21 protein-coding genes are annotated in these 26,279 nt (G+C 70.5%); 17 read left to right on the top strand and 4 right to left on the bottom strand.

Annotated elements, in window-relative coordinates; genetic code table 11:
• The first annotated feature begins 7 nt into the window (after positions 1-7).
• The 6 genes from ABZX92_RS03455 (at position 8) to ABZX92_RS03430 (ending at position 8,214) form a co-directional block, all read left to right on the top strand.
• Entirely contained in the window at positions 8-3,571 is a 3,564-nt protein-coding gene (locus ABZX92_RS03455; RefSeq protein WP_355553368.1) for a hypothetical protein, read from the top strand.
• 97 nt (positions 3,572-3,668) lie between these two features.
• The gene (locus tag ABZX92_RS03450; protein ID WP_355553366.1) at positions 3,669-4,061 is read left to right on the top strand and encodes a hypothetical protein; all 393 of its coding nucleotides are present in this window, start codon (positions 3,669-3,671) and stop codon (positions 4,059-4,061) included.
• Between the two features lie 68 nt (positions 4,062-4,129).
• Positions 4,130-5,614: an alpha/beta fold hydrolase gene (locus ABZX92_RS03445; protein WP_355553364.1), complete on the top strand. Its 1,485-nt coding sequence runs from the start codon at positions 4,130-4,132 to the stop codon at positions 5,612-5,614.
• Positions 5,615-5,732: 118 nt separating this feature from the next.
• Positions 5,733-6,839 (top strand): acyl-CoA dehydrogenase family protein, encoded by a 1,107-nt coding sequence (locus ABZX92_RS03440; protein ID WP_355553361.1) that lies wholly within the window; start codon positions 5,733-5,735, stop codon positions 6,837-6,839.
• A complete protein-coding gene (locus tag ABZX92_RS03435) occupies positions 6,836-7,777 on the top strand; it encodes an LLM class F420-dependent oxidoreductase (RefSeq protein WP_355553358.1) in 942 nt (313 codons plus the stop codon). Before ABZX92_RS03440 ends, ABZX92_RS03435 begins: the two co-directional genes overlap by 4 nt.
• Complete coding sequence (locus ABZX92_RS03430; protein ID WP_355553355.1) at positions 7,774-8,214, top strand: helix-turn-helix domain-containing protein; 441 nt, start codon at positions 7,774-7,776, stop codon at positions 8,212-8,214. Before ABZX92_RS03435 ends, ABZX92_RS03430 begins: the two co-directional genes overlap by 4 nt.
• Here the strand turns inward: ABZX92_RS03430 and ABZX92_RS03425 are convergent.
• Both ABZX92_RS03425 and ABZX92_RS03420 read right to left on the bottom strand, forming a co-directional pair.
• Positions 8,211-9,683, bottom strand: coding sequence for an FAD-dependent monooxygenase (locus ABZX92_RS03425; RefSeq protein WP_355553352.1), 1,473 nt, complete (start codon positions 9,681-9,683; stop codon positions 8,211-8,213). The genes ABZX92_RS03430 and ABZX92_RS03425 overlap by 4 nt on opposite strands.
• Positions 9,684-9,880: 197 nt before the next feature.
• A complete protein-coding gene (locus ABZX92_RS03420) occupies positions 9,881-10,459 on the bottom strand; it encodes an ABATE domain-containing protein (protein ID WP_355553349.1) in 579 nt (192 codons plus the stop codon).
• Positions 10,460-10,740: 281 nt separating this feature from the next.
• Here ABZX92_RS03420 and ABZX92_RS03415 point away from each other — a divergent pair, with 281 nt between their 5' ends.
• Positions 10,741-11,304: a dihydrofolate reductase family protein gene (locus ABZX92_RS03415; RefSeq protein WP_355553346.1), complete on the top strand. Its 564-nt coding sequence runs from the start codon at positions 10,741-10,743 to the stop codon at positions 11,302-11,304.
• A gap of 152 nt (positions 11,305-11,456) precedes the next feature.
• Entirely contained in the window at positions 11,457-14,621 is a 3,165-nt protein-coding gene (locus ABZX92_RS03410) for a S8 family serine peptidase (RefSeq protein WP_355553343.1), read from the top strand.
• Positions 14,622-14,665: 44 nt separating this feature from the next.
• On the opposite strand, the gene ABZX92_RS03405 is transcribed toward ABZX92_RS03410, so the two are convergent.
• Positions 14,666-15,544, bottom strand: coding sequence for a cobalamin-binding protein (locus tag ABZX92_RS03405; RefSeq protein WP_355553340.1), 879 nt, complete (start codon positions 15,542-15,544; stop codon positions 14,666-14,668).
• Between the two features lie 299 nt (positions 15,545-15,843).
• Between ABZX92_RS03405 and ABZX92_RS03400 the strand changes: the two genes are divergently transcribed.
• The 5 genes from ABZX92_RS03400 (at position 15,844) to ABZX92_RS03380 (ending at position 22,451) form a co-directional block, all read left to right on the top strand.
• Positions 15,844-18,618, top strand: coding sequence for an AIR synthase-related protein (locus ABZX92_RS03400; RefSeq protein ID WP_355553338.1), 2,775 nt, complete (start codon positions 15,844-15,846; stop codon positions 18,616-18,618).
• On the top strand, positions 18,615-19,283 hold the full coding sequence (locus tag ABZX92_RS03395) for a phosphoribosylformylglycinamidine synthase subunit PurQ (RefSeq protein WP_355553336.1): 669 nt from the start codon (positions 18,615-18,617) through the stop codon (positions 19,281-19,283). The genes ABZX92_RS03400 and ABZX92_RS03395 overlap by 4 nt, the downstream gene beginning before the upstream one ends.
• Before the next feature lie 60 nt (positions 19,284-19,343).
• Positions 19,344-19,754 (top strand): pantetheine-phosphate adenylyltransferase, encoded by a 411-nt coding sequence (gene coaD, locus ABZX92_RS03390; RefSeq protein ID WP_355553333.1) that lies wholly within the window; start codon positions 19,344-19,346, stop codon positions 19,752-19,754.
• Positions 19,755-19,987: 233 nt separating this feature from the next.
• Positions 19,988-21,280, top strand: coding sequence for an FAD-dependent oxidoreductase (locus tag ABZX92_RS03385; protein WP_355553330.1), 1,293 nt, complete (start codon positions 19,988-19,990; stop codon positions 21,278-21,280).
• Positions 21,270-22,451 carry an MFS transporter gene (locus tag ABZX92_RS03380; RefSeq protein ID WP_355553328.1) on the top strand — a complete coding sequence of 394 codons (1,182 nt, stop codon included), beginning with the start codon at positions 21,270-21,272 and terminating at the stop codon, positions 22,449-22,451. Before ABZX92_RS03385 ends, ABZX92_RS03380 begins: the two co-directional genes overlap by 11 nt.
• On the opposite strand, the gene ABZX92_RS03375 is transcribed toward ABZX92_RS03380, so the two are convergent.
• Positions 22,448-22,849, bottom strand: a complete 402-nt coding sequence (locus ABZX92_RS03375; protein ID WP_355553325.1) for an arsenate reductase ArsC — start codon at positions 22,847-22,849, stop codon at positions 22,448-22,450. The two genes, ABZX92_RS03380 and ABZX92_RS03375, sit on opposite strands and share 4 nt — an antisense overlap.
• Positions 22,850-22,907: 58 nt before the next feature.
• Between ABZX92_RS03375 and ABZX92_RS03370 the strand changes: the two genes are divergently transcribed.
• The 4 genes from ABZX92_RS03370 to ABZX92_RS03355 form a co-directional block, all read left to right on the top strand.
• Complete coding sequence (locus ABZX92_RS03370; RefSeq protein WP_355553323.1) at positions 22,908-23,237, top strand: metalloregulator ArsR/SmtB family transcription factor; 330 nt, start codon at positions 22,908-22,910, stop codon at positions 23,235-23,237.
• Positions 23,238-23,250: 13 nt separating this feature from the next.
• The gene (gene arsB / locus ABZX92_RS03365) at positions 23,251-24,321 is read left to right on the top strand and encodes an ACR3 family arsenite efflux transporter (protein ID WP_355553320.1); all 1,071 of its coding nucleotides are present in this window, start codon (positions 23,251-23,253) and stop codon (positions 24,319-24,321) included.
• Positions 24,322-24,371: 50 nt separating this feature from the next.
• Complete coding sequence (locus ABZX92_RS03360; protein WP_355553317.1) at positions 24,372-25,865, top strand: sialidase family protein; 1,494 nt, start codon at positions 24,372-24,374, stop codon at positions 25,863-25,865.
• A 123-nt stretch (positions 25,866-25,988) separates the two neighbouring features.
• Positions 25,989-26,279: DUF4342 domain-containing protein (locus ABZX92_RS03355; RefSeq protein WP_355553314.1), on the top strand; the 291-nt coding region annotated here is incomplete at its 3' end.

Below are 26,279 nucleotides of genomic sequence, written 5' to 3'. Positions count from 1 at the left end.
GGGATTTATGGCCAGGCGTGAACGTCCATTGGTGTCCGGCGACGAGATCCTGCTGCGGTTCGCGGCGGACCTGCGGAAACTGCGGGAGAAAGCGGGCAACCCGACGTACCGGGAACTGTCCCGGCTCGCGCACTACTCGGCGGCGAGTCTGTCGCAGGCCGCCGCCGGGCACAAACTGCCGAGCCTCGCCGTGACGCGTGCGTATGTGCGGGTGTGCGACGGTGACGAGGCCGAGTGGACCGCGCGGTGGCACGAGGTGTCCGCGGCACTGGCTCAGCCCGCGGAGCCGGACGAGGAGGCGCCGTACGTCGGGCTGGCGGCGTTCCAGGAGGAGGACGCCGATCGGTTCCACGGCCGCGAACGCCTGGTCGGCGAACTCGTGGCGCGCGTCGCCGAGCACCGCCTGGTGACCGTCATCGGGGCGTCCGGGGCGGGCAAGTCCTCGTTGCTGCGAGCCGGGCTCATCCCTCGTGCCGACGGGCCGGCCGTCGTGATCACCCCCGGCACGCCGCTGCCGCACGGTGCGGGCCTGGTCGTGATCGACCAGTTCGAGGAGATCTTCACGCTGTGCCACGACGAGGCCGAACGCGCCGAGTACATCTCGGAGCTGCTCACGACGGAGCGTCGCGTCGTGCTCGGGTTGCGGGCGGACTTCTACCAGCACTGCCTGGCGTATCCGGAACTGCTCGCGGTGCAGGTGCCCGTCGGCCCGATGACGGCGGAAGAGCTGCGGCAGGCGGTGACCCGTCCGGCCACCGCTGCGGGACTGGCGATCGAGACGGCGTTGATGGCTCAGGTCGCGGCGGACGCGGCTGGTCAGGCGAGTGTGCTGCCGCTGGTCTCGCACGCCCTGCTGGAGACCTGGCGACGCCGCCGCGGTAACACGTTGACGCTGCTCGGATATGAGGCCGCCGGCGGGATCCGGGGCGCGGTGGCCAAGACCGCCGAGGACGCCTACCAGGCGCTCGACGAACGGCAGCAGCTGCTCGCACGGCAGGTGTTCCTGCGGCTGACCGCGCCGGGTGAGGGCACCGAGGACACCAAGCGGCGGGTTCCTCGTGACGAGCTGGACGACGACACGACGGACGTGCTCGGCCGGCTCGCGGCCGCCCGGCTCGTCACGGTCGACGAGGCCGGCGTCGAGATCTCGCACGAGGCGCTGATCCGGACCTGGCCGCGGCTGCGGGAGTGGATCGCCGAGGACCGCGAGGGCCTGCGGGTGCACCGGCAGCTCACCACGGCCGCGCAGGCGTGGGAGGCGGTGGGCGAGGACGACGGCTCGGTGTACCGGGGGACCAGGCTGGCGCTCGCGAAGGACTGGGCGAGTCGCAACCCGCAGGCTCTCAACTCCACCGAACGCCGCTTCCTCGCCGCGGGTGTCGTTGCGGCGGAACGGGAACGCACCACCGAACGCCTGCGCGCCCGCATGTTGCACCGGCTGGTGGCGTTGCTGTCGGTGCTGTTGCTGGTGGCGGTCAGTGCGACCGTTTTCGCGGTTCACTCCGAGAACAAGGCGACCGAGCAGCGGAACTCCGCGCTGTCCCGTGATGTCGCGATCCAGGCGGCCGCGCTCAGGTCGGTCAACCCGTCGCTGGCCGCCCAGCTGAGCCTGGCCGCGTACCGGTTGAGCCCGACCGTGGAGGCGCGCGGCAGTCTGCTGAGCGCCTTCTCCACGCCGTACCGGGTGCCGCTGACCGGGCACGCCGGGTGGGTGCTGACGACGACGTTCAGCCCGGACGGTGAGGTGCTCGCCACCGCGGGCATGGACCGGTCGATCCGGTTGTGGGACACGAAGACGCTGACCGAGCTCATTACGTTGAACGACGTCGGCGGTGCGGTGAGCGGGGTCGCGTTCAGCAGCGACGGACTGCGGATGGCGGCCGCGCTGTCGTCCGGCGAGGTGCGCTTGTGGGACACCACGAACCGACGCTCACCCCGGTTGCTCGCCACCGTGAACGCGCATGCCGACGGCGTCTACAAGGTCGTGTTCAGCCCCGACGTGCGCACGCTCGTTTCTGTTGGCGCGGACGGACTTGCGAAGCTGTGGGATCTGGCCGAACCGACCGCACCGACGCAGCTTGCCGAAGCGCGCGGTCACGACGGCCCGGTCGGCGCGCTGGCGATGAGCCCGGACGGGCGCATGATCGCCACGGGCGGGGACGACGACACCGCACGCGTGTGGGACATCTCCGACCGGCACCACCCGCGGCAGCTCGGCGTGATCACCGCGCACACCGACTCGGTCGAGTCCGTGGCGTTCAGCCCCGACGGCAAAGTGCTGGCCACGGCCGGGTTCGACCACACGACCCGGTTGTGGGACATCAACGGTTCGGCGCCGCTGTCGGTGCTGGAAGGGCACGGAGAACCCGTGCAGGCGGTCGCGTTCAGCCCGGACGGCCGGATGCTCGCTTCGGTCGGCTGGGACCACCTCGGCGTGGTCTGGGACGTGACGGATCCGCGCAAGGTCGTCAAGATCAGCAAGGTCACCGGGCACACGAACGTGGTGTGGGGCGTGGCTTTCAGCCCGGACAGCCGCAGCCTGGCGACGGCGAGCGCGGACCGCACGGTGCTGATGACGGACCTGCCGGGACCGGTGCTGGCCGGCCACGCGGGAGGGGTGTGGACGACGCCGTTCAGCCCGGACGGCAAGACGGTGGCGACCGGCGGCGAGGACCACACCGCACGCCGCTGGGACGTCACCGATCCGTTCCACCCGGTGCTGCGGGAGACGCTGGCCGGACATCAGCACGAGGTGAAGATGGCGGCGTTCAGCGGTTCTCTGCTCGCCACGGCCGGCATCGACCAGACGATCCGGCTGTCGAACGGCGCGGTGCTCCAGCACCCGGCGCCGTTGCGGGCGGTGGCGATCACCCCGGACGGCAGGACCGTGGCCGGCGCGGGCACCGAGCACGCCGTGCGGCTGTGGGACGTCGGGTCGGCCGCGCTGGTCGCGGTGATCGAGGACTTCACCGACGCGCTCCCGATGATCCAGTTCAGTCCCGACGGCCGGCTGCTCGCGGTGGCGATGAGCGATCTGGTGCGGTTGTACGACATCACGGACCGGGCTCACCCACGGCGGCTCGGCGAGGCACGTGGCCACACCGATCGCGTGTACTCGATGTCGTTCTCCCCGGACGGCAGAACGTTGGCCACCGCCGGAATCGACCGCACCGCGCAGTTGTGGGACATCGGCGATCCCGGCTCACCGCGCCACCTGTCGACCGCGTCCGGCCACCTCGACGCGATCTGGTCGGTCACGTTCAGCCCGGACGGCCGCCGGCTCGCGACCGCGAGCTTCGACCGCACCGCACGGCTCTGGGACGTGTCGAACCTTCACTCGCCGATGCTTTCCGCTGTGCTGTCAGGACATGAGGACCGGGTGTACTCCGTCGCGTTCAGCCCGGACGGCCAGCTGCTCAGCACCGGTAGCGAGGACGACACCGCGCGGCTGTGGGAGGTCGATCCTTCCCGGGTGGCACAACGCATCTGCTCGAAGGCTCATCCCGCGATCACACCTCAGGAGTGGCAGAAGTACTTCCCCGGCCTCGATTTCCGCCCGCCGTGCGGCTGAATTGGTCACCGGTTGTTGTTCAGCCGGTGAGTGCCGATCGCAATCAACTTGCCGCGCCTGGCGTCGACTCCGCAGGGAAACTGGGGAGGAGAAACACATGCGCAAGACAGCAGCAATCGGTGCGGTCGTGGCGTTCTCGGCGGTACTGCTCGGTGCCGGCGCGGCCTCGGCGTCCGACGTGGGCGCCCAGGCGTGCGGGAGCAGCTCGCACGTGTCGGCCAGGCTGGAGAGGTTCAACTGCGGCAACTTCATCGGCGGGGTGCGGGTGACGGTGACCCGTTCGATCGGCCTGGTCGGGCACTGGGAGTTCCGCGACAGCAGCGGGCACATCCGCAACGAGCCGCAGTCCGGTGACGTGTGGCTGGCCGGCTCGCGGGACACGACCGTGGAGAAGTTCGTGGCCATCGGCACGCGCTTCTGCGCGAACCTCTGGGAGAACACCGGCGGAGGGTACGCGCTGCGCGGCGCGCCCTGCTTCAACATCCGCTGACGTCCGGGCAACCTCGGGAGGCCTTCTCGCGTCTTCATGATCGAGAGGTCAGACCTGGGGAGCTCAATGTGAAATCACTGCTGATCACGGCTGCGCTGGTGATCGGGCTGGCGCCGGCTGCCGGCGCCGCGGAAGAAGCCGCCACACCCGTCCTGACGTGGCAGGACTGTCAGGACGGGTTCCAGTGCTCGACCGCGAAGGTGCCGCTGGACTACGACCAGCCCAGCGGCACGAAGATCGACCTCGCGGTCATCCGGTTGCCCGCGACGGATCCGGCCAAGCGCATCGGCTCGCTGTTCGTCAACTTCGGCGGGCCCGGTGCGTCCGGTGTGGACCGGCTGCGGGGCCGCGGCAAGTGGGAGTGGCTGTTCTCGCCCGAACTGCGGGCGAGGTTCGACCTGGTGTCGTGGGATCCGCGCGGCATCGGGCGGTCCGCGACGGTGCGGTGCTTCGACAGCGTCGAGGAGCAGCAGAACTTCCTCAACTCGATCCCGGTCTACCCGGACACGGCGGCTCAGGAGCCGGCGTTCTACGAGTCGTACCGGGAGTTCGTGCGGCGCTGCGAGGCGAAGTCCGGCGACCTGCTGGACCACGTCTCGTCCGCCAACACGGCGCGGGATCTCGACCTGCTGCGCAAGGCGGTCGGGGACAAGAAGCTGACGTACCACGGCATTTCCTACGGCACGCACCTCGGCGCGATCTACGCGAACATGTTCCCGGACAAGGTTCGCGCGCTCGCGTTCGACGGCTCGCTCGACTTCGTCGGCAACGCGACCGGGCACGGGAACCAGGGCACCACGGTGCCGCTGGACACGCGCCAGGACGTGCCGCGCGGGGTCGCCGAGACGTTCGACCAGTTCCTGTCGCTGTGTGCGGCTCCTGGAGCGAAGTGCGCGTTCGCGGGTGGCGACCTGAAGCAGAAGTGGGCAACGCTCGTGGCCAAGGTGACGGCCTCGCCCGTCACCACTCCGGACGGCCGGTTCGACCGCGTCACGCTGATCAGCACCGTCTGGGACGCGCTGGCGCAGCCGGAGACCTGGCAGGACACCGCCAGGATCCTGCAGGGGGTGTGGGACGCACCGGCAACGCTCCGGGCGGCCGGCGAGCCCTACATCACCAACCGGTTCGAGAGCTACAACGCGATCCAGTGCGCGGACAGCAACTTCCCGCGTGACACGGCCGCGTACACGGCGTACGGCAAGAGCGAGGACGAGCGCGTGCCGTACTGGGGCCGTCCGGTGGTCTACGACATGATGGCCTGCGCGTTCTGGCAGGGTCGTGACAACGACCGTTACACCGGTCCGTGGAACCGCTGGACGTCGGCGCCGGTCCTGTTCATCAACAACAGGTTCGACCCGTCGACGCCGTTGCACGGTGCGCATGACGGCGCTGCCGAGATGTCCCGCACCGGGTTCCTGACGGTCGAGGGGTACGGGCACACGTCGATGTACGTGCACAGCGCGTGCGCGGAGAAGGTGAAGCGGGAGTACCTCTTCACCGGTGTTCTGCCCACGCAGAAGACGTGCGGCATCGACAAGGGGCCGTTCGCCTGATCGTCGTTTGCTGGAGGGACCTCACCCGTGCCGGGTGGGGTCCCTCTTGCTTTGCCGGGACCACCGTGGCTACGGTAAGGAAATTGAACCGGTAAGAAAACTGAACCTGGAGGAACCCGTGCCGGCTGCCGCGCAGACCGTGGCCGATCTGGCCCGTTCGGTCGCACCGAAGACCGAGGCCGGCCGGGCGCTGGCCCCCGAGCTGCTGGAACTCCTCCACTCGGAGCGGATGTTCGGGCTCGGCGTGCCGCGGTCGCTGGGTGGGAGCGAACGTCCGCCCGGCGAGACGCTGGCCGTCGCCGAGACGATCGCCCGGGGTGACGCCTCCGCCGGGTGGTGCGTGTCGATCGCGGCGACGAGCGGGCTGCTCGGTGCCTACCTGCCTGCCGCGGGTGCGCAGGAGGTGTTCGGGGATCCCCGGGCCGTGGCCGCCGGCGTGTGGGCACCTCGTGGGCGTGCGGTCGACGCCGACGGCGGTGTGGTGGTGTCCGGGCAGTGGTCGTTCTGCTCCGGGATCGGGCACGCTTCCTGGTTGTTCGCCGGGTTCGTGGACTCGGCCGGGGCGTTGAAGGTGGCGGCGCTGCCGAAGTCGTCGCTGGAGGTGCTGGACACCTGGCACACGACCGGGTTGCGTGGCACCGGCAGCCACGACGCGGTGGCACGTGACGTGTTCGTGCCGTCTGCCCGGGTGCTGTCCGTTGTGGACGGTCCGCCGCCGGACGCTCCCGCGCTGTACCGGTTCCCGATCTTCGGGTTCTTCGCCCTGTCGGTGGCCGCGGCCGCGCTGGGCAACGCCTTCGGCGCGCTGGACGACTTCGTCGAGCTGGCGGTGGGCCGCAGCCCGTTGGGATCCAGCCGGACACTGGCGGAACGGTCGTCGACCCAGGCCGCCGTTGCCGAGGCGTCGGCTTCGCTGCGGGCTGCTCGGGCGTTCTTCCACGCGGCGGTGGACGAGGCTTGGGAGGCCGCACAGGCTGGCTCGGTGTCCGTACCGGCTCGGGCGGCGTTGCGGCTGGCGGCCACGCATGCGACCCGGACGGCGCGGTCGGTGGTGTCGAGCCTCTACGACCTGTCGGGTGGCGGCGCGATCTACGACGGGGCGGCGATCCAGCGACGGTTCCGCGACGCGCACACGGCGACCGCGCACTTCCAGGTGAACCTCGCCTCGTACGAGTTGCCGGGCAAGGTGCTGCTGGGGCTGCCCGCGCAGACGGGGCAGCTGTGAAGTCTGTCGGCGTGGTGACGCCGTTCTGGCTCGACCGTCCGCCAGCGGAAGCCCTGTCGATCGCGGCCGCCGCGGACGAGGCCGGGTTCGGGAGGCTGTGGATCGGGGAGATGGCCACGTTCGACGCGTTCGCGCTGGCGACGGCGATCGGTGCGCGGACGTCGAACATCTCGTTGACGATCGGTCCGCTGGCGGCCGGTGTGCGGAGTCCCGTCGCGCTGGCGCTCGGACTGTCCACAGTGGTCGCCTGCACTGGTCGGCGAGCGCGGCTGGCATTGGGTGCTTCGAGTCCGCTGATCGTGTCGTCGTGGCACGGTCGGCCGTTCACGCCGGTGGCCTCGGTGCGTGCTGCCGTGCGGGACACGCGGGCGCTGCTGGACGGCAACCGGGTCGATGGTTTCCGCTTGCGGCAACCGGTTCCGGGCACGTCGATCTCGGTCGCGGCGTTCGGCCCCGCGCTGATGCGGGTGGCGGCCGCGGAGGGCGACGAGGTGGTGCTGAACCTGGTCAGCGTTGATCACGTCGCTGACGTGGTCGACACGCTTTCCGGGGTGACGCCCGTGCCGCCACCGATCGCGGTGTGGATTCCGGCAGCGCTCGAGCCCGGGGTTCAGACGTTGCGGCAGTTGCGGTCGCAGCTCGCCGTCTACCTCGCGCCTCCCGGCTACGGCGAGATGTTCACCGCGCTCGGGCACGGTCCGCTGGTGGACCGTGCCAGAGCCGGTGAACCCCGTGCGTCGCTGGCCGCCGATGTTCCGTTGGCACTGCTTGAAGCCGTGGGTGCCATCGGGTCGGCGTCCGCCATCGCCGATCGCGTCTCCGCCTACTTCGACGCGGGCGCCTCGCACGTCGGCCTGGTGCCCGCGACGGCCGAGGATCCGGCCGGCGCCCGGCTGCTGACCACGCTCTCCCCACTGCTGACGAAGGGACACCGATGACCGACTCCCTCGACCGCCGGTTCCGCGGCGAGTCCGTCGGGCGGGCGCTGGACGTCGTGGGGGAGCGGTGGACGTTGCTGATCCTGCGCGAGGCCTTCTTCGGCGTGCGCCGCTACGGCCAGTTCGTGCGGAACCTCAACATCCCGCGGCCCACGCTGTCCGCCCGCCTGAAGTCACTGGTGGAGCTCGGGTTGCTGCACCGGGTGCCGTACGCGGAGGACCGCGAGGAGTACCGGCTGACTCCGGCGGGGCTGGAGCTGTTCCCGGCGATCGTGATCCTGATGAAGTGGGGTGACCGGTACGTGCCGGATCCCGACGGGCCGCCGATCGTGCTGGAGCACACGGTGTGCGGGCAGGTAGGCGACGCGTACCTGGCGTGCCGGTGTTGCGGGGAGGAGATCACCGCCCACACCGTGTCCGCCCGCTCCGGGCCCTAGGCTCCGAACCACTGCCGGGCGGCTCGGCCGAAGGCTTCCCGGTCAGGTTCGCCCGCCCAGGCGACGATGCCGTCGGGCCGGACCAGGACCGCCCCGAGCCCGAAGTCCTCGGCGGCGGGACCGGCCGCGTACCGCAGCTCGCGTTCCCGGCCCGCGGCCCACCCCGCCAGGACACCGTCGGCGCTGAAGTCGAGCACGACCCCTCTGCCGTCCTGCATCAGGTCGCCGAGGCGGGTGCCGTCCGCCAGGCAGAAGTCCGGGGAGTTGCGCCCCACCAGCGGGTGCTCGCTCCCGAGGTCGTACCGGGCCGACCCGCCCGTGATCTTCTGGAGCACGTAGTTCGTGCCGTCACCCGTCGCGAGCAGATCCCGGACGACGGCCTGGATCGCCTGGCCGTGCGGATCGGGTCGCATGATCGCGACCTGCGCACGGGTCCAGTCGAGTGCCCACGCGCCAACGGGATGGCGTTCGCCGGTGTAGGTGTCGAGCAGGCCTTCCGGCGCCTGCCCGCGCACGGTCGCGGCGAGCTTCCACCCCAGGTTCACGGCGTCGCCGAGGCCGGTGTTGAGGCCCTGGCCGCCCAGGGGGGACATGATGTGCGCGGCGTCGCCCGCGAGCAGGACACGTCCCCGCCGGTAGGTCGTCGCCTGCATCGCGCGGTCGGTGAAGCTGGAAGCGCGCTGGACGTCGGTCAGCGTCACGTCGATGCCGGACACGCGGCGCAGCACGGCCTGGAGGTGCTCGCGCGTGAGCTCTTGCGTGCGGTCGAACGCGCCGCCGTCGAAGTCCATGATCCCGATGTGCCCGGAAGTGGGCATCTGGATGTACATGCCGTTCGGGGTCAGGTTGAACCCCGGCGTGAGCTGCTCCGGTTCGGCGACGTCGGCGAGCAGCACGTAGCCGGTGAAGTTCGGCTCGGTTCCGGTGAAATCGAAGCCCGCGAGCTTGCGGACCGCACTCCGGCCGCCGTCGCAGCCGACGACCCAGCGTGCCGGGTACTCGTGCTCACCGTCGCTGACGATGACGGTCTCGTCGTCCTGGTCGACCGCGGAAACCAGGACGCCGTAACGGATTTCGACGCCCAGCTTGACGGCTCGCTCGGCCAGCACCTGCTCGACCGCTTCGAGGTTCGTCATCATCGCCTCCGGCCCGGGACTCGGCAGGCGGAACGGCAGCGTGTCGAGGTCGGCTTTGGCCGGATCGAGCATGATGCCGGCGAAATGTCCGGCACCGCGAAGACGCCCGGCCGTGCTGGGCGACGCCGCCAGCAGCTGGTCCAGCAGTCCGCGCCGCTGGAAGGCCTGCAGGGACGCCCCGAACAGGCCCCGCATCCCGAGCGGCGCGGCCCGCCACGGGGAACCGGGCTCCGGCTCCCGTTCCAGCACCAGGACGGAACAGTCCCGCAGGCCGAGCTCGCAGGCGAGCAGCAGGCCGACCGGGCCCGCGCCCACGATCACCACGTCGTACATCTGTGAAATCCCCCTCCGCAGCCGGATCTCGGCAACACGGCCAGGTTGCCGAGATCCGCTGTCACGCCGCGCACGGGACGCTGTCACGAGCGCACAAGCGCTGGTCAGGCGATCTTGTACGAGCGAGTCATGCCGCCCATGAGAGCGCCTGATAAGCCGTCCTTTGTGGACTCGGGCACGAGGAGGAGCGAGCTGGGTCAGCCGCGGGTGCGTTCGTAGTGCCGGGCGACGCGGGCGCGGTTGCCGCAGAGGTTGGCGGTGCACCACACGCGCCGCTTGTTCTCGGCCAGGAACAGCATCGAGCACGCGGGGTTCGCACAGCGGCGCAACGAGGACAGCCTGGCGGGATCGGACAGCAGCCCGATCGCCCCGCCCGCGATCGCCGCGAGCGCCGGGTGGCCGTTGTAGTCGTCGTGCCACCGGACCACGAGTTCGGCCCGCTCACCCCAGCCTTCGAGCCGCGGGCTGGTCGGCGCCCCGGCCGAGAACGCGTTGAGATCCTCGATCGCGGACGGCTCGGGGTCGCGTTCGGTCAGCGCGGCGTCGAACAGTTCGCGCAGCACGGAACGCAGCCGGCGGGTCGCGCTGACGGGCGGCGGCGGTGCGTCCGGGAGCCGGTCGGCCTGCAGCTCCCACCACTTCGCGTACTTCGTGTCGTCGCCGAGGAGGTCGGTGTCCGTGGCGAGCATCAGCGTGTCCACCAGGTCGAGCGCGACGACCGGCTCGGCGGCCATCGGGAAGCCGGCGGCCTGGAACTCGGCCAGTGTCGTGCGCACGCTCGTCCTAACCCTCTGCCACTTTGATTCGACATTAGCAGGTTCGAGCCTTCCCATCGTCGTGGGCACCGCGCACAGCCGTTCATGGAGCGCCGCGCCACGCGGCGTCGGCGATGGCCGGTTGGGTGTGGTCAGCGGCGATTTCAAGAGTTGGTGGTCCTTGCAGACGCCAGCAGGGCCAACGCCTGGGAAGCAACCGTCTAGCTAACGTGTTCAGGTTCATCAGTCTCATTAGCGGGCTTGGGCGATGAGTTCGCCGCACCGCGCTGGTCTAATTCGCCGTGCGCAAACTCATCTACGGCATGAACCTGACCCTCGACGGATATGTCGCCGCTCCCGGCGACGACATCAGCTGGGGCGGGCCGTCCGACGAGCTGTTCCAGTTCTGGCTCGACCACGAGAAGGCGAACGGGCTGGTCCTGTACGGGCGCAAGCTGTGGGAGGCGATGAGCTCCTACTGGCCGACCGGCGACGAGCAGCCCGATGCCACCCCCGCGCAGGTCGAGTTCGCCCGGAACTGGCGCGACACGCCGAAGGTCGTGTTCTCCTCCACGATCGAGAAGGCCGACTGGAACACCCGCGTGGTGCAGACCGACGCCGTCGCCGAGATCACCCGGCTCAAGGCCGGGGACGGCGCGCAGATCAGTGTCGGCGGCGCCACGCTCGCCGCGGCGGCCATGCGCGCCGGGCTGATCGACGAGTACCTGGTCGTCACCCACCCGGTCCTGATCGGTGGCGGCACGCCGTTCTTCACCGCGCTCGACAGCTGGGTGAACCTCGACCTGGCCGAGACGCGGACGTTCCCCGGCGGCGTGGTGCTGACGAGGTACGAGACGAAACGCTGAGAGCGCCACACTTCCGGATCGAACGGCCGGATCGGCGGGCCCGGCCGCAATCGGGACAGATCGCCTGAAGCGACGCAACGCGGCCACTCTCTGCGGTATCTGTGTCACGGAGGGCGACCTCGCCCTTCGACGCCGAACAAGGGGAGTTCGCGTTGAAGAAATCCATTCTCGCCGCAGGGCTCGCGGCCGCCGTGGCCGCGACCGCGGTGACCGTGCCCCCGGCCGTGGGGGAGACCACCGCACCGCAACCAGGTGGGCTGACGACAACGGTCACGTTGATCACGGGCGATCTCGTGCACGTGGCGAACGGGCAGGTGCGGACGCACGCCGCCAAGGGGCGTGAGGACGTCCGCTTCCACCACTACACCGACGCGCGGGGCGACCTGCACGTCATCCCGATGGACGTGCAGCGGCAGATCACCGCTGGTGCGCTTGACGATCGGCTGTTCGACGTCTCATTGCTCGCGCGGTCCGGTTACGACGACGCGAGCCGCGACACGATCCCGTTGATCGTCCAGGGCGGCGGGGGACTGCGGTCGGCGGACGCGAAGTCGTTGCCCAGCATCAACGCGTTCGCCGTCAAGGCGGACAAGAAGGGCGGGTTCTTCAGCGCGGCGCGGACCAGTGGCGCGGCCAGGGTGTGGCTCGACGGCAAGATCACCGCCACGCTGGACCGCAGCGCCGCGCAGATCGGTGCGCCGCAGGCGTGGCAGCAGGGCTTCACCGGCGCCGGCACCACGGTCGCCGTGCTCGACACCGGCATCGACGTCACGCACCCCGATCTGCAGGGTGCCGTGGTGGAGGAGAAGAACTTCACCCCGGCCGCCACGACCGACGACAAGTTCGGGCACGGCACGCACGTCGCGTCGACGATCACCGGTGAGGGCAAGTACAAGGGCATCGCGCCGGATGCGAAGCTCGTCAACGGCAAGGTGCTCGACGACCACGGCAGCGGCTCCGAGTCCGGCGTCATCGAGGGCATGGAGTGGGCCGCCACCAAGGCCAAGATCGTCAACATGAGCCTGGGCGGCGACAGCCCGAGCGACGGCACCGACATCGTGTCGCAGGCCGTCAACCGGCTCACCGCGGAGCACGGCGCGTTGTTCGTGGTGGCGGCGGGCAACTCGGGCCGCGCGGTCTCCTCGCCCGCGGCCGCCGACGCCGCGCTGACCGTCGGCGCGGTCGATCGCGCCGACGGGCTGGCGGACTTCTCCAGCCGCGGCCCGCGCGCCGGTGACGGCGCGATCAAGCCGGACATCACCGCGCCCGGCGTGGACATCGTCGCGGCGAAGGCGAAGAACGGCACCATCGGCACCCCGGTCGACGCGAACCACGTGGCGCTGTCCGGCACGTCGATGGCGACCCCGCACGTCGCGGGCGCCGCGGCGATCCTCGCGGCGAAGAATCCGGCGTGGTCGCCGGCGGACATCAAGACCGCGTTGATGCACAGCGCCAGGCCCAGCGCCGACGCCGGTGTGTTCGACCAGGGCGCCGGACGCGTCGACGTGGCCCGCGCGGTCGCCACCAGCCCGGTCGCGACCCCGGCCAGCGTCAGCTTCGGCACGGCCCAGTGGCCGCACGACGACGACCAGCCGGTCACCAAGAAGATCACCTATCGCAACACCGGCACCGAGCCGCTCGCGCTCGACCTGTCCGTCGCCGAGCAGAAGCCGGCGGCGGCCGGTCTGTTCAGCTTGTCGCCGGCGAAGCTGACCGTCCCGGTGGGTGGCACGGCCGAGGCCTCGGTCACCGCGGACACCCGCGTGGCCGGCCCGGACGGCGTGTACGGCGCCGCGGTCGTCGCCTCCAGCGGCATCCGCGTGCCGATCGGCGTGCACAAGGAACAGGAGAGCTACGACGTCACGCTCAACTACGTCGGCCACGACGGCAAACCGGCCGATGCGTTGCGCTACCTGCTGATCAGCCACGACAATCCCACCGGGTACGAAGGTGCCGCTCCGACCGGCACGGCCAAGCTCCGGCTGCCCAAGGGAAAGTACTTCCTGAACACCGTCTACGTGACGCCCACCACCGACCCGGCCGTACGTCCCAAGCTGATCACGGCGTACGAGCCGGCCATCGAGGTCACCGGGACCGGCACCTTCACCTTCGACGCCCGCAAGGCGGTCCAGCCGTCGATCACCGTCGACCGCGAGGAGGCCTCGCTCGCGTCGGGTTCGCTGACCGTGCGAATGTCCACTCAGGACTTCGGCTACGTCGGCGGCTGGGGCCTGCGCGACTGGGACGGCTTCTACGTCCAGTCGTCCGCGACGGCGCACCCGGCCTTCGAGTGGTCGGCGGGCAGCGTGCTCGCGAAGAAGAACGCCGAGGGCCGGTTCTACGGCAGCCCGTACCAGTTCCACTCGCAGACCGGCGGCAAGGAGGGCATGCCCGCCGCGATCAGGCACCGCGACCGCGAACGGGACATGGCGAGGGTCGAGGCCACGCACAAGGCCCGCGTCCCCGGCGCGAACGGCGGCCGCAACAACGGCGTCTACGGCCCGTTGCCGTTCAAGCTGACCGAGTACTACACGCCCGGCGTGGCGTGGAGCCGCTCGCTGATGGAGGACACCGGCCCGACCGCGATGCCGGTGTTCCACGACGACGCCCGGCCGAAGACGTTCCGGCGCGGCGCCAGGAGCACCGAGCAGTGGAACACGGCGGTCTTCGGCCCGGCGTTCCCCGCAGCCGACATGCCCGGTTACTGGGCGGGCCGGCGGGGCGACCAGCTGATCGTGAACGCACAGCTGTACGCCGACGGCACCGGTGAGCACTCGGTGTTCGACTTCGACAGCACGACCGGCGGCACCAGGCTGACGGCGAACGGCACCGTGGTGGCCTCCTCCACGGTCCCGGGCCACCTCGTCACGCCGGTGCCCGCGGCGAAGACGACGTATCAGCTGCACACCGAGGGCAACCGCACCCCGTTGACGTCGAAGGTGACCGCGGACTGGACGTTCACGTCCGAGACCGTCCCGGGCACCGCGACGCAGGACCTGCCGCTGCTCGCGGTGCGGTTCGCGCCGAAGCTCGACGACCACAACCAGGCGCGGGCGGGCAGCCTGCTCACGGTGCCGATCACGGTGCAGCGCAACGGTTCCAAGGCCGACGTCACGGATGTCCGCACGCCGCAGGCCGAGGTGTCCTACGACGAGGGCAGGACGTGGCAGCGGATCGTCGTGTTCAGGGCGGGGCACAAGTGGCTGACCACGCTCGTCCATCCGAAGGACGCGAAGTCGGTGTCCTTCAGGACGAAGGTCGCTGACGCGCACGGGTCTGCCGAGCAGACGGTGCTCCAGGCGTACACGCTGAAGTGATCAGAAGTGGGGAGAGGCTCGCCGGCCTCTCCCCACCTGGTCCCTCAGCGGATCCGGCGTGCCTCGGCCGGGCTGATCGAACCGGCGCCGTGCAGGACGTGAGCGAGCACCTCGGCGCCGCGCACCACTCGTGGGCCAGGCCGGTTGAAGTAGGACGGCCCGTCGAGCACCCACACCTCGGGCAGGTCGTCCCAGCCGGGCAGGCCGGTCATCACGTGGAGCTCGGCCATCGTCCGGTCCGGCGGGAACCCGCACGGCAGCAGCAGAACCACGTCCGGGCGCGCGTCGAGGACCGCCTGCCACGCGATCGGCCTGGTGTGCTCACCGGACGAGGCCAGCAGCGGAATGCCTCCGGCGCAGGTGATCTGCTCCGGCACCCAGTGCCCGGCGGGCCAGATCGGGTCCAGCCACTCGATCGCGGCCACCCGCGGCCGAGGCCGTCCCCCGACCTCGGCGTGCACCGCGTCGAGCCGCGCCCGGAGTGCGGCGATCCGCGCCGACGCCGTGGTGCCGAGCGCCGTGGCCACCGTGTCCAGGCAGCCGAGCACCTCGTCCAGGGTGCGGGGTTCCAGGCTGAGCACCCGCGGCCCGGCGTCGAGCACCCGCACGGCCTCGGAGACCCGCTGGTAGGACACCGCGCACACGTCGCACAGGTCCTGGGTGAGCACGACGTCAGGTGCGAGTGCGGCGAGCAGTTCCGCGTCGATGTCGTACAGCCCCGAGCCCTGGTGACTCCCGCCCACCGCGGCGGAGATCTCCTTGCTGGTCAACACGTTCTGGTCGATGCCGGTCGTGGTGACCACCGGTACCGAGCTCACCTCGGCAGGCCAGTCGCACTCGTGGGTGCGGCCGACCAGGGCGGGTAGCAGCCCCAGTTCGGCGACGATGTCGGTCGCGGCGGGCAGCAAGGACACGATGCGCACGTGGTGATCCTACTCTATAGCTTCAGTGTTGACTAAATCCAAGTGAGCGGGTCGTCCTGCCTCCGGCAGAACGGCCTGGGGGCTCAGCAGCGCGGCCGGATCGGCGGATGGTGCGTCGAACTCGGGCAGCGCCAGGGTGGCGTCATCGCTCAACGTCATCTCGCCACGCCGGCCAAACCCGATCACGCGCGGTCGAGCCCGATGATCCTCCAAGCGGTCTACCGGGGGTTAGTGCTGCGGGCGCGGACGTACTTGGGAGAATCTCCTCCAGACCACCCGGTCCGGCTCCAGGAGGATTGTTGATCCACAAGTTCTCGGTTCGCTCCGCCGGCGTCGCGGAGCCCGACATCCGCGAACTCGGCCGCTCGTGGGAGCTCGACGACCTCGAGGTGTGGCGCGACTACTACGTCGAGTTCGAGGGCGCGCCGGATCCGGCCGCGCTGACGGACGTGGCCGCCGTGCTCGGCGACCAGCTGGACGTCGAGGTCTCCGTGGACCAGCCGCTGGAACCGGGCGCCGTGCAGGTCGCCTACAAGCGCGGTGTGGTCGACAACGAGAGCGACTCGATCATCACCGTGTGCGGTCTGCTCGGCGTCAAGGCGCGCGCGGGCAAGGTCGCGACCACGTACCGGTCGGAGTCGCCGAAGCTGCGCGACCTGGTCGTGTCGACGCGGTTCAACGCGACGATCGAAGAGGTGCACGACGCGGAGCCGCAGTACGACACGCTCGTGCCGCAGGGCCACTACGAGCCCGCCGCGCAGCACGACCTGCGCGGGCTCGACGACGCGGCGCTCGCCGAGCTGGGCGTGGCCGGCGGCCGCAACCTCTCTCTCGCGCAGATGAAGCACGTGCAGCACGTCCAGGTGACGCTCGGCGACGAGTACGTCACGGACGTCCTGCTGGAGGCGCTGGACGCCCGCTGGAGCGACCACTGCGCGCACACCACCTGGAAGTCGCTCGGCAGCCTGCTCGGCCGGCTCGTCCAGGCCGCGAAGGACGTCGACAACTCCAACGTGCTCAGCATGTTCCACGACAACGCGGGCGTGTGGGACTTCTACGACGGCCACGCCATCGCGATCAAGGCCGAGACGCACAACGGCCCCTCCGCGATCTCCGGCTACTTCGGCCAGCTGACCAAGCTCGGCGGCGTGCTGCGCGACATCCTGGGCACCGGCCTGAGTGCCGACCCGATCGGCAGCTTCGAGTACACGGCGGTCGGCGAGCCCGAGGCACCGGCGCCGATCGCGGGCCGGCCGGACGCGCGCAGGCTCGCCGGCGAGACGATCCGGGCGATCAAGGAGTACGGCAACACGTTCGGCGTGCCGATGATGTCGTCGCGCATGACGTTCCACCCCGCGTACCGCGCCAAGCCGTTCGCGCTCGGCGGCAGCATCGGCCTGCTGCCGGTGTCGGCGGCGCAGCGCGGCACCCCCCGTCCCGGCGACTTCGTCGTGCTGATCGGCGGGCTGACCGGCAACGAGGGCATCCACGGCGCGTCCGCCAGCTCGGCCGGCGCCACGATGGACACCGCCGCGGTGCAGATCGGCGCCCCGCTGGAGCAGGTCAAGTTCCGCAAGGCGCTGATCGAGCTGCGCGAAGAGGGCTGCATGAGCGCGCTGACCGACGTCGGTGGCGCGGGCCTGAACAGCGCCGTCGGTGAGATCGGCGAGGCGTGCGGGGTGTGGATCAACACCGCGCTCGTGCCGCTGAAGACCGCGGCGCTGCCGATGTGGCGGATCCTGCTGTCCGAGTCGCAGGAACGCATGCTGCTCGCCGTGCCGCCGGAGCACCAGGAGCGTGCGCGGAAGATCCTCGACAAGCACATGGTCCGCTCCACGGTCATCGGCCGGTTCGCGGACACGGGTCGCTACCACGTGTTCCACGCACCGGACCTGACCGAGGAGGCATTGATCGCCTCCGCGCCGGACACCGTGCCCGCGCACCAGGGCGAGACCGGCTTCGACGTGGCGTACGACCTGCTCGACATCGAGGTCGAACGTGTTGAGGTGGGCGCGCCGCCGCGTCCGTCCGGTGTGCCGGAGTGGCCGTCGCTGGCGCCGGCCGAGCTGGCCGGGCTGCTGGAGCAGGTCGTCTCCGACGCGGAGGTGGCGTCGCAGCACTACGCCGACTCGCAGTACGACTCCACGGTGCAGGGCAACACGTTCTACGGCCCGCACTACGGCACCGCGCAGCCGGTCCGCACGGCCTACTGGGCGGGCACCCCGGTCGCGGGTTCGCCCGCCGCCGCCGTGCTGAACACCGCGTTCAACCCGTGGATGTTCGACGCGGACCCGGTGGCCGCGACGCGCCAGATGTTCTGCTCGGCGATCGCGGGCCAGGTGCTCGCGGGCGTCGCGGTGCACGACATCTGCATGTGCGACAACTTCTACACCCCGCACCTGTCGGAGAACTGGCGCGAGTGGCTGGTCGGCATGGTCGACGAGCTGGCCGCGCTGGTCCGTCACTTCGGCGTGCCGCTGATCTCCGGCAAGGACTCCTCGGCCGGTTCCGTGCACACCGACGAGGGTCTCGTCAGCGTGCCGCCCGCGGTGTTCCTGACCGCGCTGGGCAAGGTGCCGCACCACGACGACCTGCTGCGCGAGCAGTGGACCGCGCCGGACAACGTCCTCGTCCGGATCGGCCTGTCCACCTCGTCGCCGGTGGGCACGGTCGCGGCACGCAAGCTCGACCTGCCCGGTGGAGCTCTGGACGACCTGGCACTGTCCGATGTGGACGGTTATCTGGCCGCGCTGGCCGCGCACCGGAACCTGTTCCGCAGCGGCGCCCGCATCGGCTCCGGCGGTGTGGCCGGAGTGCTCGCCCAGGGCGTGCTCGCGAGCGGCACCGGTGTGCGGCTGGAGTCCGCGACCACCGAGTCGCTCTTCGCCGAGCACCGCGTGGGCGCGGTCGTCGAGGTCGCGCAGTCCGACGTCGGCAAGCTGCCCGCGGAGCTGAACCCCGTCGTGCTCGGCACCCTCGTGCCCGGCGCCGGCATCCAGCTCGACGGCACCGACCTGTTCACCCCGGCCGCGCGCGACGGCTGGCTCAACTCGTTCACGGCGAGGATCGCATGAAGCCGACCGTCAACGTCCTGTACCTCCCCGGCACCAACTGCCAGGAGGAGACCGTCAAGGCGTTCGCTGCCGCGGGAGCGACGCCGCGGCTGCGTTTCGCGGCCGACCTGCTGTCCGGCGCCGAGCGCCTGGACGACGCGGACATCCTCTGCATCCCGGGCGGCTTCTCGTTCGGTGACCACCTCGGTGCCGGTGCGGTGGCGGGCGCGTTGCTGCGCAGCCACCTCGCGGACCAGTTCGAGGCCTGTCGCACCCGCCCGCTGATCGGCATCTGCAACGGCTTCCAGATCGCCGTGCGCGGAGGCTGCTTCGGCAAGGTGGGCCTGAAGGTGAACAGCTCCGGCACCTTCCGCAACGACGAGCACGTTCGCCACGTCGTCGAGGAGGACAACGACAGCCCGTGGCTCACGGGTCTGGCCGGGCAGACCCTCGAGTTCCCGTGTGCGCACGGCGAGGGCCGCTTCCACCCCGACGCCGAGGGTGCCGCGTACCGCGTCGCGCTGCGCTACGAGAAGGAGTCCAACCCGGACGGCTCGTTCGACAACATCGCGGGCATCACCAGCCTCGACGGTCTGTCGTTCGGCCTGATGGACCACCCGGAACGGGCCGTGGACCGCGAGGTTCGGCTCGCGTTCTTCGAGAACGGCGTGCGCGCCGCCCGGTGATGTCGGTCAGCTGGTGCTCGCGGCCTCCGCGAGCACCAGCTGATCGTTAGCATGGCGAGCATGCGCGCCTTGTTCCCCGGCTCCTTCGACCCGGCCACCCAGGGCCACCTCGACGTGGCGCGCCGGGCCGCGGGCCTGTTCGACGAGCTCGTCGTGTGCGTCTTCACGAACCCTCGGAAGACCGGCCGGCTCCCGCTCGCCGAACGACTGGCCGTTCTTGCGGAGATGACCAGCGAGCTGCCCAACGTCGCGTTGGACTCCAGCACCGGGCAGCTGCTCGTCGACTACTGCCGCGCGCACGACATCGGCGTGATCGTGCGAGGCGCGCGCACCAAGCGCGACCTGGTGCACGAGTTGCCGATGGCGCAGATGAACCTGCACCTCAGCGGCATTGAGACGCTCTTCTTCCCGGCCGATCCCGCGCACGGGCACATCTCCTCGACGGTCATCGCGGCAACGGCCCGGCCGTAGTACCCGCGTCACCCTGCCGGGGTCCGCCACCTTCACCCGCACCGTGCCGCCGGGTGCGGTCGGGTACCACGCCCAGCTCACCGATCCGGTGGGACGAAAGGGAAACCTGGTGGCGGTGGAGCCGGCCTGAGACAGCCGAGCGAAGTATCGATGCCGATCGATGGTTGCGTCCATCGATCCCGATCGATAGAGTCCCGCGCTGATTCGAAAAGATTCGATGCAGGGGGTGCGCGGTGACTGAGCTGCCAGTGGTCGTGGTCGGTGCCGGGCCAGCCGGTTTGGCCGCGGCGGCACACCTGGTCGAACGGGGCGAGCAGGTGCTCGTGCTGGAGGCAGGCGATCGGGCCGGTGCGGCCGTGTCGCAGTGGAATCACGTTCGGCTGTTCTCGCAGTGGGGCGAGCTGGTCGACCCGGCTGCCGAACGACTGCTGATCAAGGCCGGGTGGGTGCGTCCGGGCGGCGACGTGTATCCGACCGGTGCGGAGTGGACCGACCATTACCTGGCGCCGCTGGCTGAGGTTCTCGGTGACGTGGTGCGGTTCGGGGCGCGTGTCGTCGGGGTCGCGCGACGCGGCCGGGACCGCGTCGTTGACGCCGGTCGTGAGGACGAACCGCTGACCGTGCACGTGGGCGAGGAGCGCATAGCAGCCCGCGCAGTGATCGACGCTTCCGGCACGTGGGGTTCGCCCAACCCGCTCGGCGGAGACGGACTGCCGGCGGTGGGGGAGCAAGCGGCGGCTTCGCAGATCAGCTATCGCGTGCCGGACCTCGCGACTGAACGTGCCCGGTACGCGGGCAAGCGGATCGCCGTCGCGGGCAGCGGGCACTCGGCGCTCACCGCGTTGGTCGCGCTCGCCGAGCTGGAGCCTGCCACGAAGATCGTGTGGTTGCTGAGGCGCGGTGCCGTCGGCAACGTCTTCGGCGGCGGCGAGGCGGACCAGTTGCCCGCGCGGGGAGCTCTGGGGCTGCGGGCGCAGAAGGCGGTCGAAGCCGGTCACGTCGAGATCGTTTCCGGCTTCCGGACGGCCGCGGTGGAGCGTGTCGACGGCAAGCTCGTGTTGGAGTCGTTCGACGGCCATCGCGTCGAAGGAATTGACGAAGTCGTGGTGCTGACCGGGTTCCGGCCCGACCTGTCCTGGCTGTCCGAGATCCGGCTCGACCTGGACCCGGTGCTGCAGGCGCCGGCAGAGCTCGCGCCGTTGATCGACCCGAACGTCCACTCGTGCGGCACCGTGTACCCGCACGGCGAAAAGGAGCTGCGGCACCCCGAGCGGGGTGTTTACCTGGTGGGCATGAAGAGCTACGGCCGCGCGCCGACGTTCCTCGCGCTCACCGGGTACGAGCAGGTCAGGTCGGTCGTCGCGGCGCTCGCGGGCGATCACGAGGCGTCCGCGCGGGTGGAGCTCGTGCTGCCGGAGACCGGTGTGTGCGGCGGTGCCGGCGTGTTCGACGCCCCGGACCAGACCAGCGGATGCTGCGGCGAGCCCGTCGACGTGACGATCGGCCTCGCGCCCAATGCGGGCTGACACGGCGACGCGGCCCGGCACCGGGCTGCGTCGCGTGCTGATCGTGTTGTGCACCACCGAGATCATCAGCTGGGGCGTGCTCTACTACGCCTTCCCCGTGCTGCTGCCGACCATCAGCTCGCAGACGGGGTGGTCGCTCGCGGCGATCACGGCCGGGTTCTCCGGGAGCCAGATCGTGGCGGGCCTGGTGGGCATCCCGGTGGGCAGGCTGCTCGACCGGCACGGCCCGCGCGCCATCATGACCACCGGCTCGGTCGTGGCCGTGCTGGCGCTGGTCGCGCTCGCGAGCGCGCGCTCGCTGGCCTTGTTCACCGCCGCTTGGCTGGTTGCCGGGGTGGCGATGGCGGGGATCTTCTACGCTCCCGCCTTCGCCGCGCTGACCCGCTGGTACGGGCCGCGCCGGGTGTCCGCGCTGACCGCGCTCACCCTGGTCGCGGGCCTCGCCAGCACGGTGTTCGCGCCGCTGACCGCCGTGCTGAACACCGCCGTCGACTGGCGCGGCACCTACCTCGTGCTCGCCGGATTCCTCGCCGTCACCACGATTCCGCTGCACCTGTGGGGTTTGCGGCTGCCGTGGCCCGCGATCGAGCACGAGACCGCGCACACCCCGTCGGCGGTGGCGCGCAGCAGGCCGTTCCTGGTGCTCGTGGTCGCGATGAGCCTGGCCGCGTTCAGCGTGTACGCGGTGGTGATCAACCTCGTGCCGCTGCTGACCGGGCGCGGCATGACGACCTCGGCCGCCGCGGTCGCGCTCGGTCTGGGCGGGCTCGGACAGGTGGCCGGCCGGCTCGGCTACGCCCGGCTGGCCGCGCGAACCTCGGTGCGCACCCGCACGTTGCTGGTGCTGCTGGTCAGCGCGGTGGTGACCGCGCTGCTGGGCGTGGTGCCCGGTCCGGCGCTGCTGCTGATCGCGGGCTCGGTGCTCGCCGGAGTCGCACGCGGGATCTTCACCCTGGTGCAGGCGACCGCGATCACGGACAGGTGGGGTTCTGTCCACTACGGACAACTCAACGGTGTGCTCACCGCGCCCGTCATGCTCACCGCGGCGGTCGCACCGTGGGCGGGCAGCGCACTGGCGGCCTGGCTCGGCGGCTATCCGGCCGTGTTCGTGGTGCTGGGCGTGATCGGGGTGCTGGCGGCCGCGTTGTCGACGGCCAGCGTGCCGCGCTAGTCGAGCAGTTCGGCCACCAGCCCGCGCACGCGACGGTCGATCTCGTCGCGGATCGGCCGGACGGCGTCGACGCCCTGACCGGCGGGGTCGTCGAGCTGCCAGTCCAGGTAGCGCTTGCCGGGGAACACCGGGCAGGTGTCGCCGCAGCCCATCGTGATGACGACGTCCGAGGCCTCGACGTCGTCGGTGGTGAGCTTCGAGGGCACCTCGGCGGTGATGTCGAGCCCCCACTCCGCCAGCGCGGCGGCAGCGGAGGGGTTGACCTTCTCGGCGGGCGCCGATCCCGCCGAACGCACGGCGATCCGGCCCATGCCGTGGTGCTGCAGCAGGGCGGCGGCCATCTGGGAACGGCCCGCGTTGTGCACGCAGACGAACAGCACCTCGGGAGTGTTGGGCACGGTCAGATCACACCTCCTGCATCGACTTTTGTCAATCCAAGCGGCTAGGGTGATCGTCATGACCAGCCCGGACCGGACGCTGCTCGACTCGACGGCCGCCGCACGCCTGTTCAAGGCGCTCGGCGACCCGATCCGCGTCGAGCTGGTCGGCCTGGTGTGCAGGACCGAGGGGCAGGAGGCGTGCTTCTGCGACCTCGCGGACCAGTTCGACATGCCGCAGTCCTCGCTCAGCCACCACCTCAAGATCCTCGTGCAGGCCGGCCTGCTCAGCCGTGAGCGCCGCGGCACCTGGAGCTGGTACCGCATCGAGAACGCCGCCATCGACACCCTCGCCGCGGCGCTCGCGCCCGGCGGGCCGTTGCGCGACGCCAGCACCTGCTGCGACTGACCGGAGAACCTCGTTGAGCATCAAGGAATCCGCGGCACCGGACGTGCTGCCTCGACTGTCCTTTCTGGACAGACTGCTGCCGGTGTGGATCGGCGTCGCCATGCTCGCCGGCCTGCTGCTCGGCCGGTTCGTCCCCGGCCTGCAGGGCGTGCTGGACGCGGTGAAGATCGGCGAGGTGTCGCTGCCGATCGCGCTCGGGCTGCTGCTGATGATGTACCCGGTGCTCGCGAAGGTCCGCTACGACAGGCTCGGCACCGTCACCCGCGACCGCCGCACGATGCTGTTGTCGCTGGTGCTGAACTGGGTGCTCGGCCCGGCCCTGATGTTCGCGCTGGCCTGGATCTTCCTCGCCGACCTGCCGGAGTACCGCACCGGCCTGATCATCGTCGGCCTCGCCCGCTGCATCGCCATGGTCATCATCTGGAACGACCTCGCCCGCGGCGACCGAGAAGCCGCGGCCGTGCTGGTCGCGCTCAACTCCGTGTTCCAGGTCGTCATGTTCGGTGTGCTCGGCTGGTTCTACCTCGACGTGCTGCCCGGCTGGCTGGGCCTCGACACCACGTCCGTGAACTTCTCCGCCTGGGAGATCGCCAGGTCCGTGCTGATCTTCCTCGGCATCCCGCTGCTGGCCGGCTACCTGAGCCGGAAGCTGGGGGAGCGGTCCCGCGGCCGCGACTGGTACGAGGCGAAATTCCTGCCCCGAGTCGGCCCGATCGCCCTGTGCGGACTGCTGTTCACGATCGTCGTCCTGTTCGCCCTGCAGGGCGAGACCATCACGGGCCGGCCAGTCGACGTCGCCCGCATCGCACTCCCGCTGCTGGTCTACTTCGCGATCATGTGGGCGGGCTCGTACGCGCTCGGCAAGGCGTCCGGGCTGTCCTACGAGCGCACCACGACGCTGGCGTTCACCGCCGCGGGCAACAACTTCGAGCTCGCCATCGCGGTCGCGATCGGAGTGTTCGGCGTGACCTCCGGGCAGGCGCTCGCGGGTGTGGTCGGCCCGCTGATCGAGGTGCCGGTGCTCGTGGCGCTCGTCCACGTGAGTTTGTGGCTGCGCCGGCGGTGGAGCGCAACACCGGGCTGACTCAGGACGATTCACCCATGAGGGGGAAGCAGACATGCGGAGGTACCCTCATGCGTGCGACCAGACGGCTCACCGCCGCTGCGGCGGTCGTTGTTCTGATTCTGTTCAGCCTGGCACCGGCAGCGTCGGCGGCACCCTTCTCCGTCGGCGCTGACGTGCTGGTCAGCGGCCCGTCGGCGCTGACGTCGTGCCCGTTCGGCGGCTCGGCCGACTTCGCCGCCGCCTACGACAACACCGAGGTCGAACCCCAGGTCGCGGTCAACCCGGTCAACCCGGCCGAGATGATCGGCGCGAGCCAGCAGGACCGCTGGCCCGACGGCGGCGCGCGCGGCCTGACCTCGTGGATCTCGCACAACGGCGGCGCGTCCTGGACCAAGCTGCCCGACGTGCCGTGGAGCGCCTGCCAGGGCGGCCCGGTCCGGTTCGGCCGCGTCACCGACCCGTGGGTGAGCTACGACAAGGCGGGCAACGCCTACTTCCTCGGCCAGCCCATCGACTCGGCCGCGCTCGGCCAGTCCGCGGTCTCGGTGACCAGCCTCGACCGGTCCACCGGCACCTGGCGGCCGCCCCAGATCATCCAGGAGGACCCCGGCGACCGCGGCGTCTTCAACGACAAGATCTCCATCACGGGCGACCCGACCCGCGCCGGCTACGCCTACGCGACCTGGATCCGCGGCGACTACCCGAACAACGGCAAGCAGAACCCGATCGCGGATCTGCACTCGTTCGCCTACCGCGGCCAGCCGATGTTCTCCCGGACCACCGACGCCGGGCTGACGTGGTCCACCCCGGTGCCGATGCGCAACTCGAACACCTACATGCAGGGCAACCAGATCGCGGTCGGCCCGGACGGCACGCTGTACGACGTCGCCGCGAATCTGTTCACCGGTGGAACCTTCAACGACAACGGCGTGTACATGGCCGTCATGACCTCCCGCGACGCCGGCCTGCACTGGTCGGCTCCCGCGAAGATCGCGCCGATCCGGTTCGCGCAGCTGTTCGTGCCCGACGACAACTTCCCGATCCGGGCGGGCGACTACATCCCCGACATCGCCGTCGACATGACCAGCGGCGCGATCTACGTGGTCTGGGCCGACGGCCTCGGCACCGCGCTGAACAAGGTCGTGCTGGTCCGCTCCACCGACGGCGGCCGGCACTGGAGCAGCCCGGCGGTGGTCGCCACCGGTGGCGCCGGCGTGCAGTCCTACAACCACGCGATCGACGTGTCGGACACCGGCACGGTCACCCTGACCTACTGGGACGACCGGAACAACGTGCCCGGTGACGGTGTCGCGACCACCGACATCTGGGTCCGCCACTCGCACAACGGCACGCTGAGCTGGGAACCCGAACAGCACCTGCACGGCCCGTTCGACCACTACCGGGCACCGGTCTCGTACTTCGCGCCGGGCGATCCGAGGGGCTTGTTCCTCGGTGACTACTCGGGGCTCGAAACGATCTCCGGCAACAACACCATCGCGTTCTTCCCGTCGACGATCGCCGACGGAGCGGACGTTCACGCGGTGCGGCTGAACCACGCCTGACACCGAGATCAACCGTCCTGAGGGGCAATTCAGGAGGAGGTCAGGGAGAAACCCTGATGGCAGCTTGCGCGATCGCGGGCAAGCTGGATGTTGTCAGGGGAGATCCGCAGTGCAGGGAGAACAATGAGCGAGTCCAAGTCCGAGTCCGCCCGTTCCGCCGTCGACTCGGTGGTCGACGCCGTTCGCGGGCTGGTCAGCGAAGGCCTCAACCGCCGCGTGGTGGTGCGGGACAGCAAGGACGAGGTGGTCCTGGAGGTGCCGGTCGCCCTCGGGGTGGTCGCCGCGTTCGCCGCTCCGGTGGCCACGACGATCGGCGCGGGGGTCGCGCTGGTCAGCAAGTGCGGGATCAAGCTGGAGAACCGCCAGCCGGAGCCCACTGCCCAGCCCGCGACGACGGTCGAGTCCGAGCGGATC

The sequence above is a fragment of the Lentzea sp. NPDC006480 genome (assembly GCF_040611995.1).
Taxonomy (GTDB): Bacteria; Actinomycetota; Actinomycetes; order Mycobacteriales; family Pseudonocardiaceae; genus Lentzea.
Note: the sequence above shows the minus strand (reverse complement) of the source record. Positions and strands in the feature narration are given on the sequence as shown.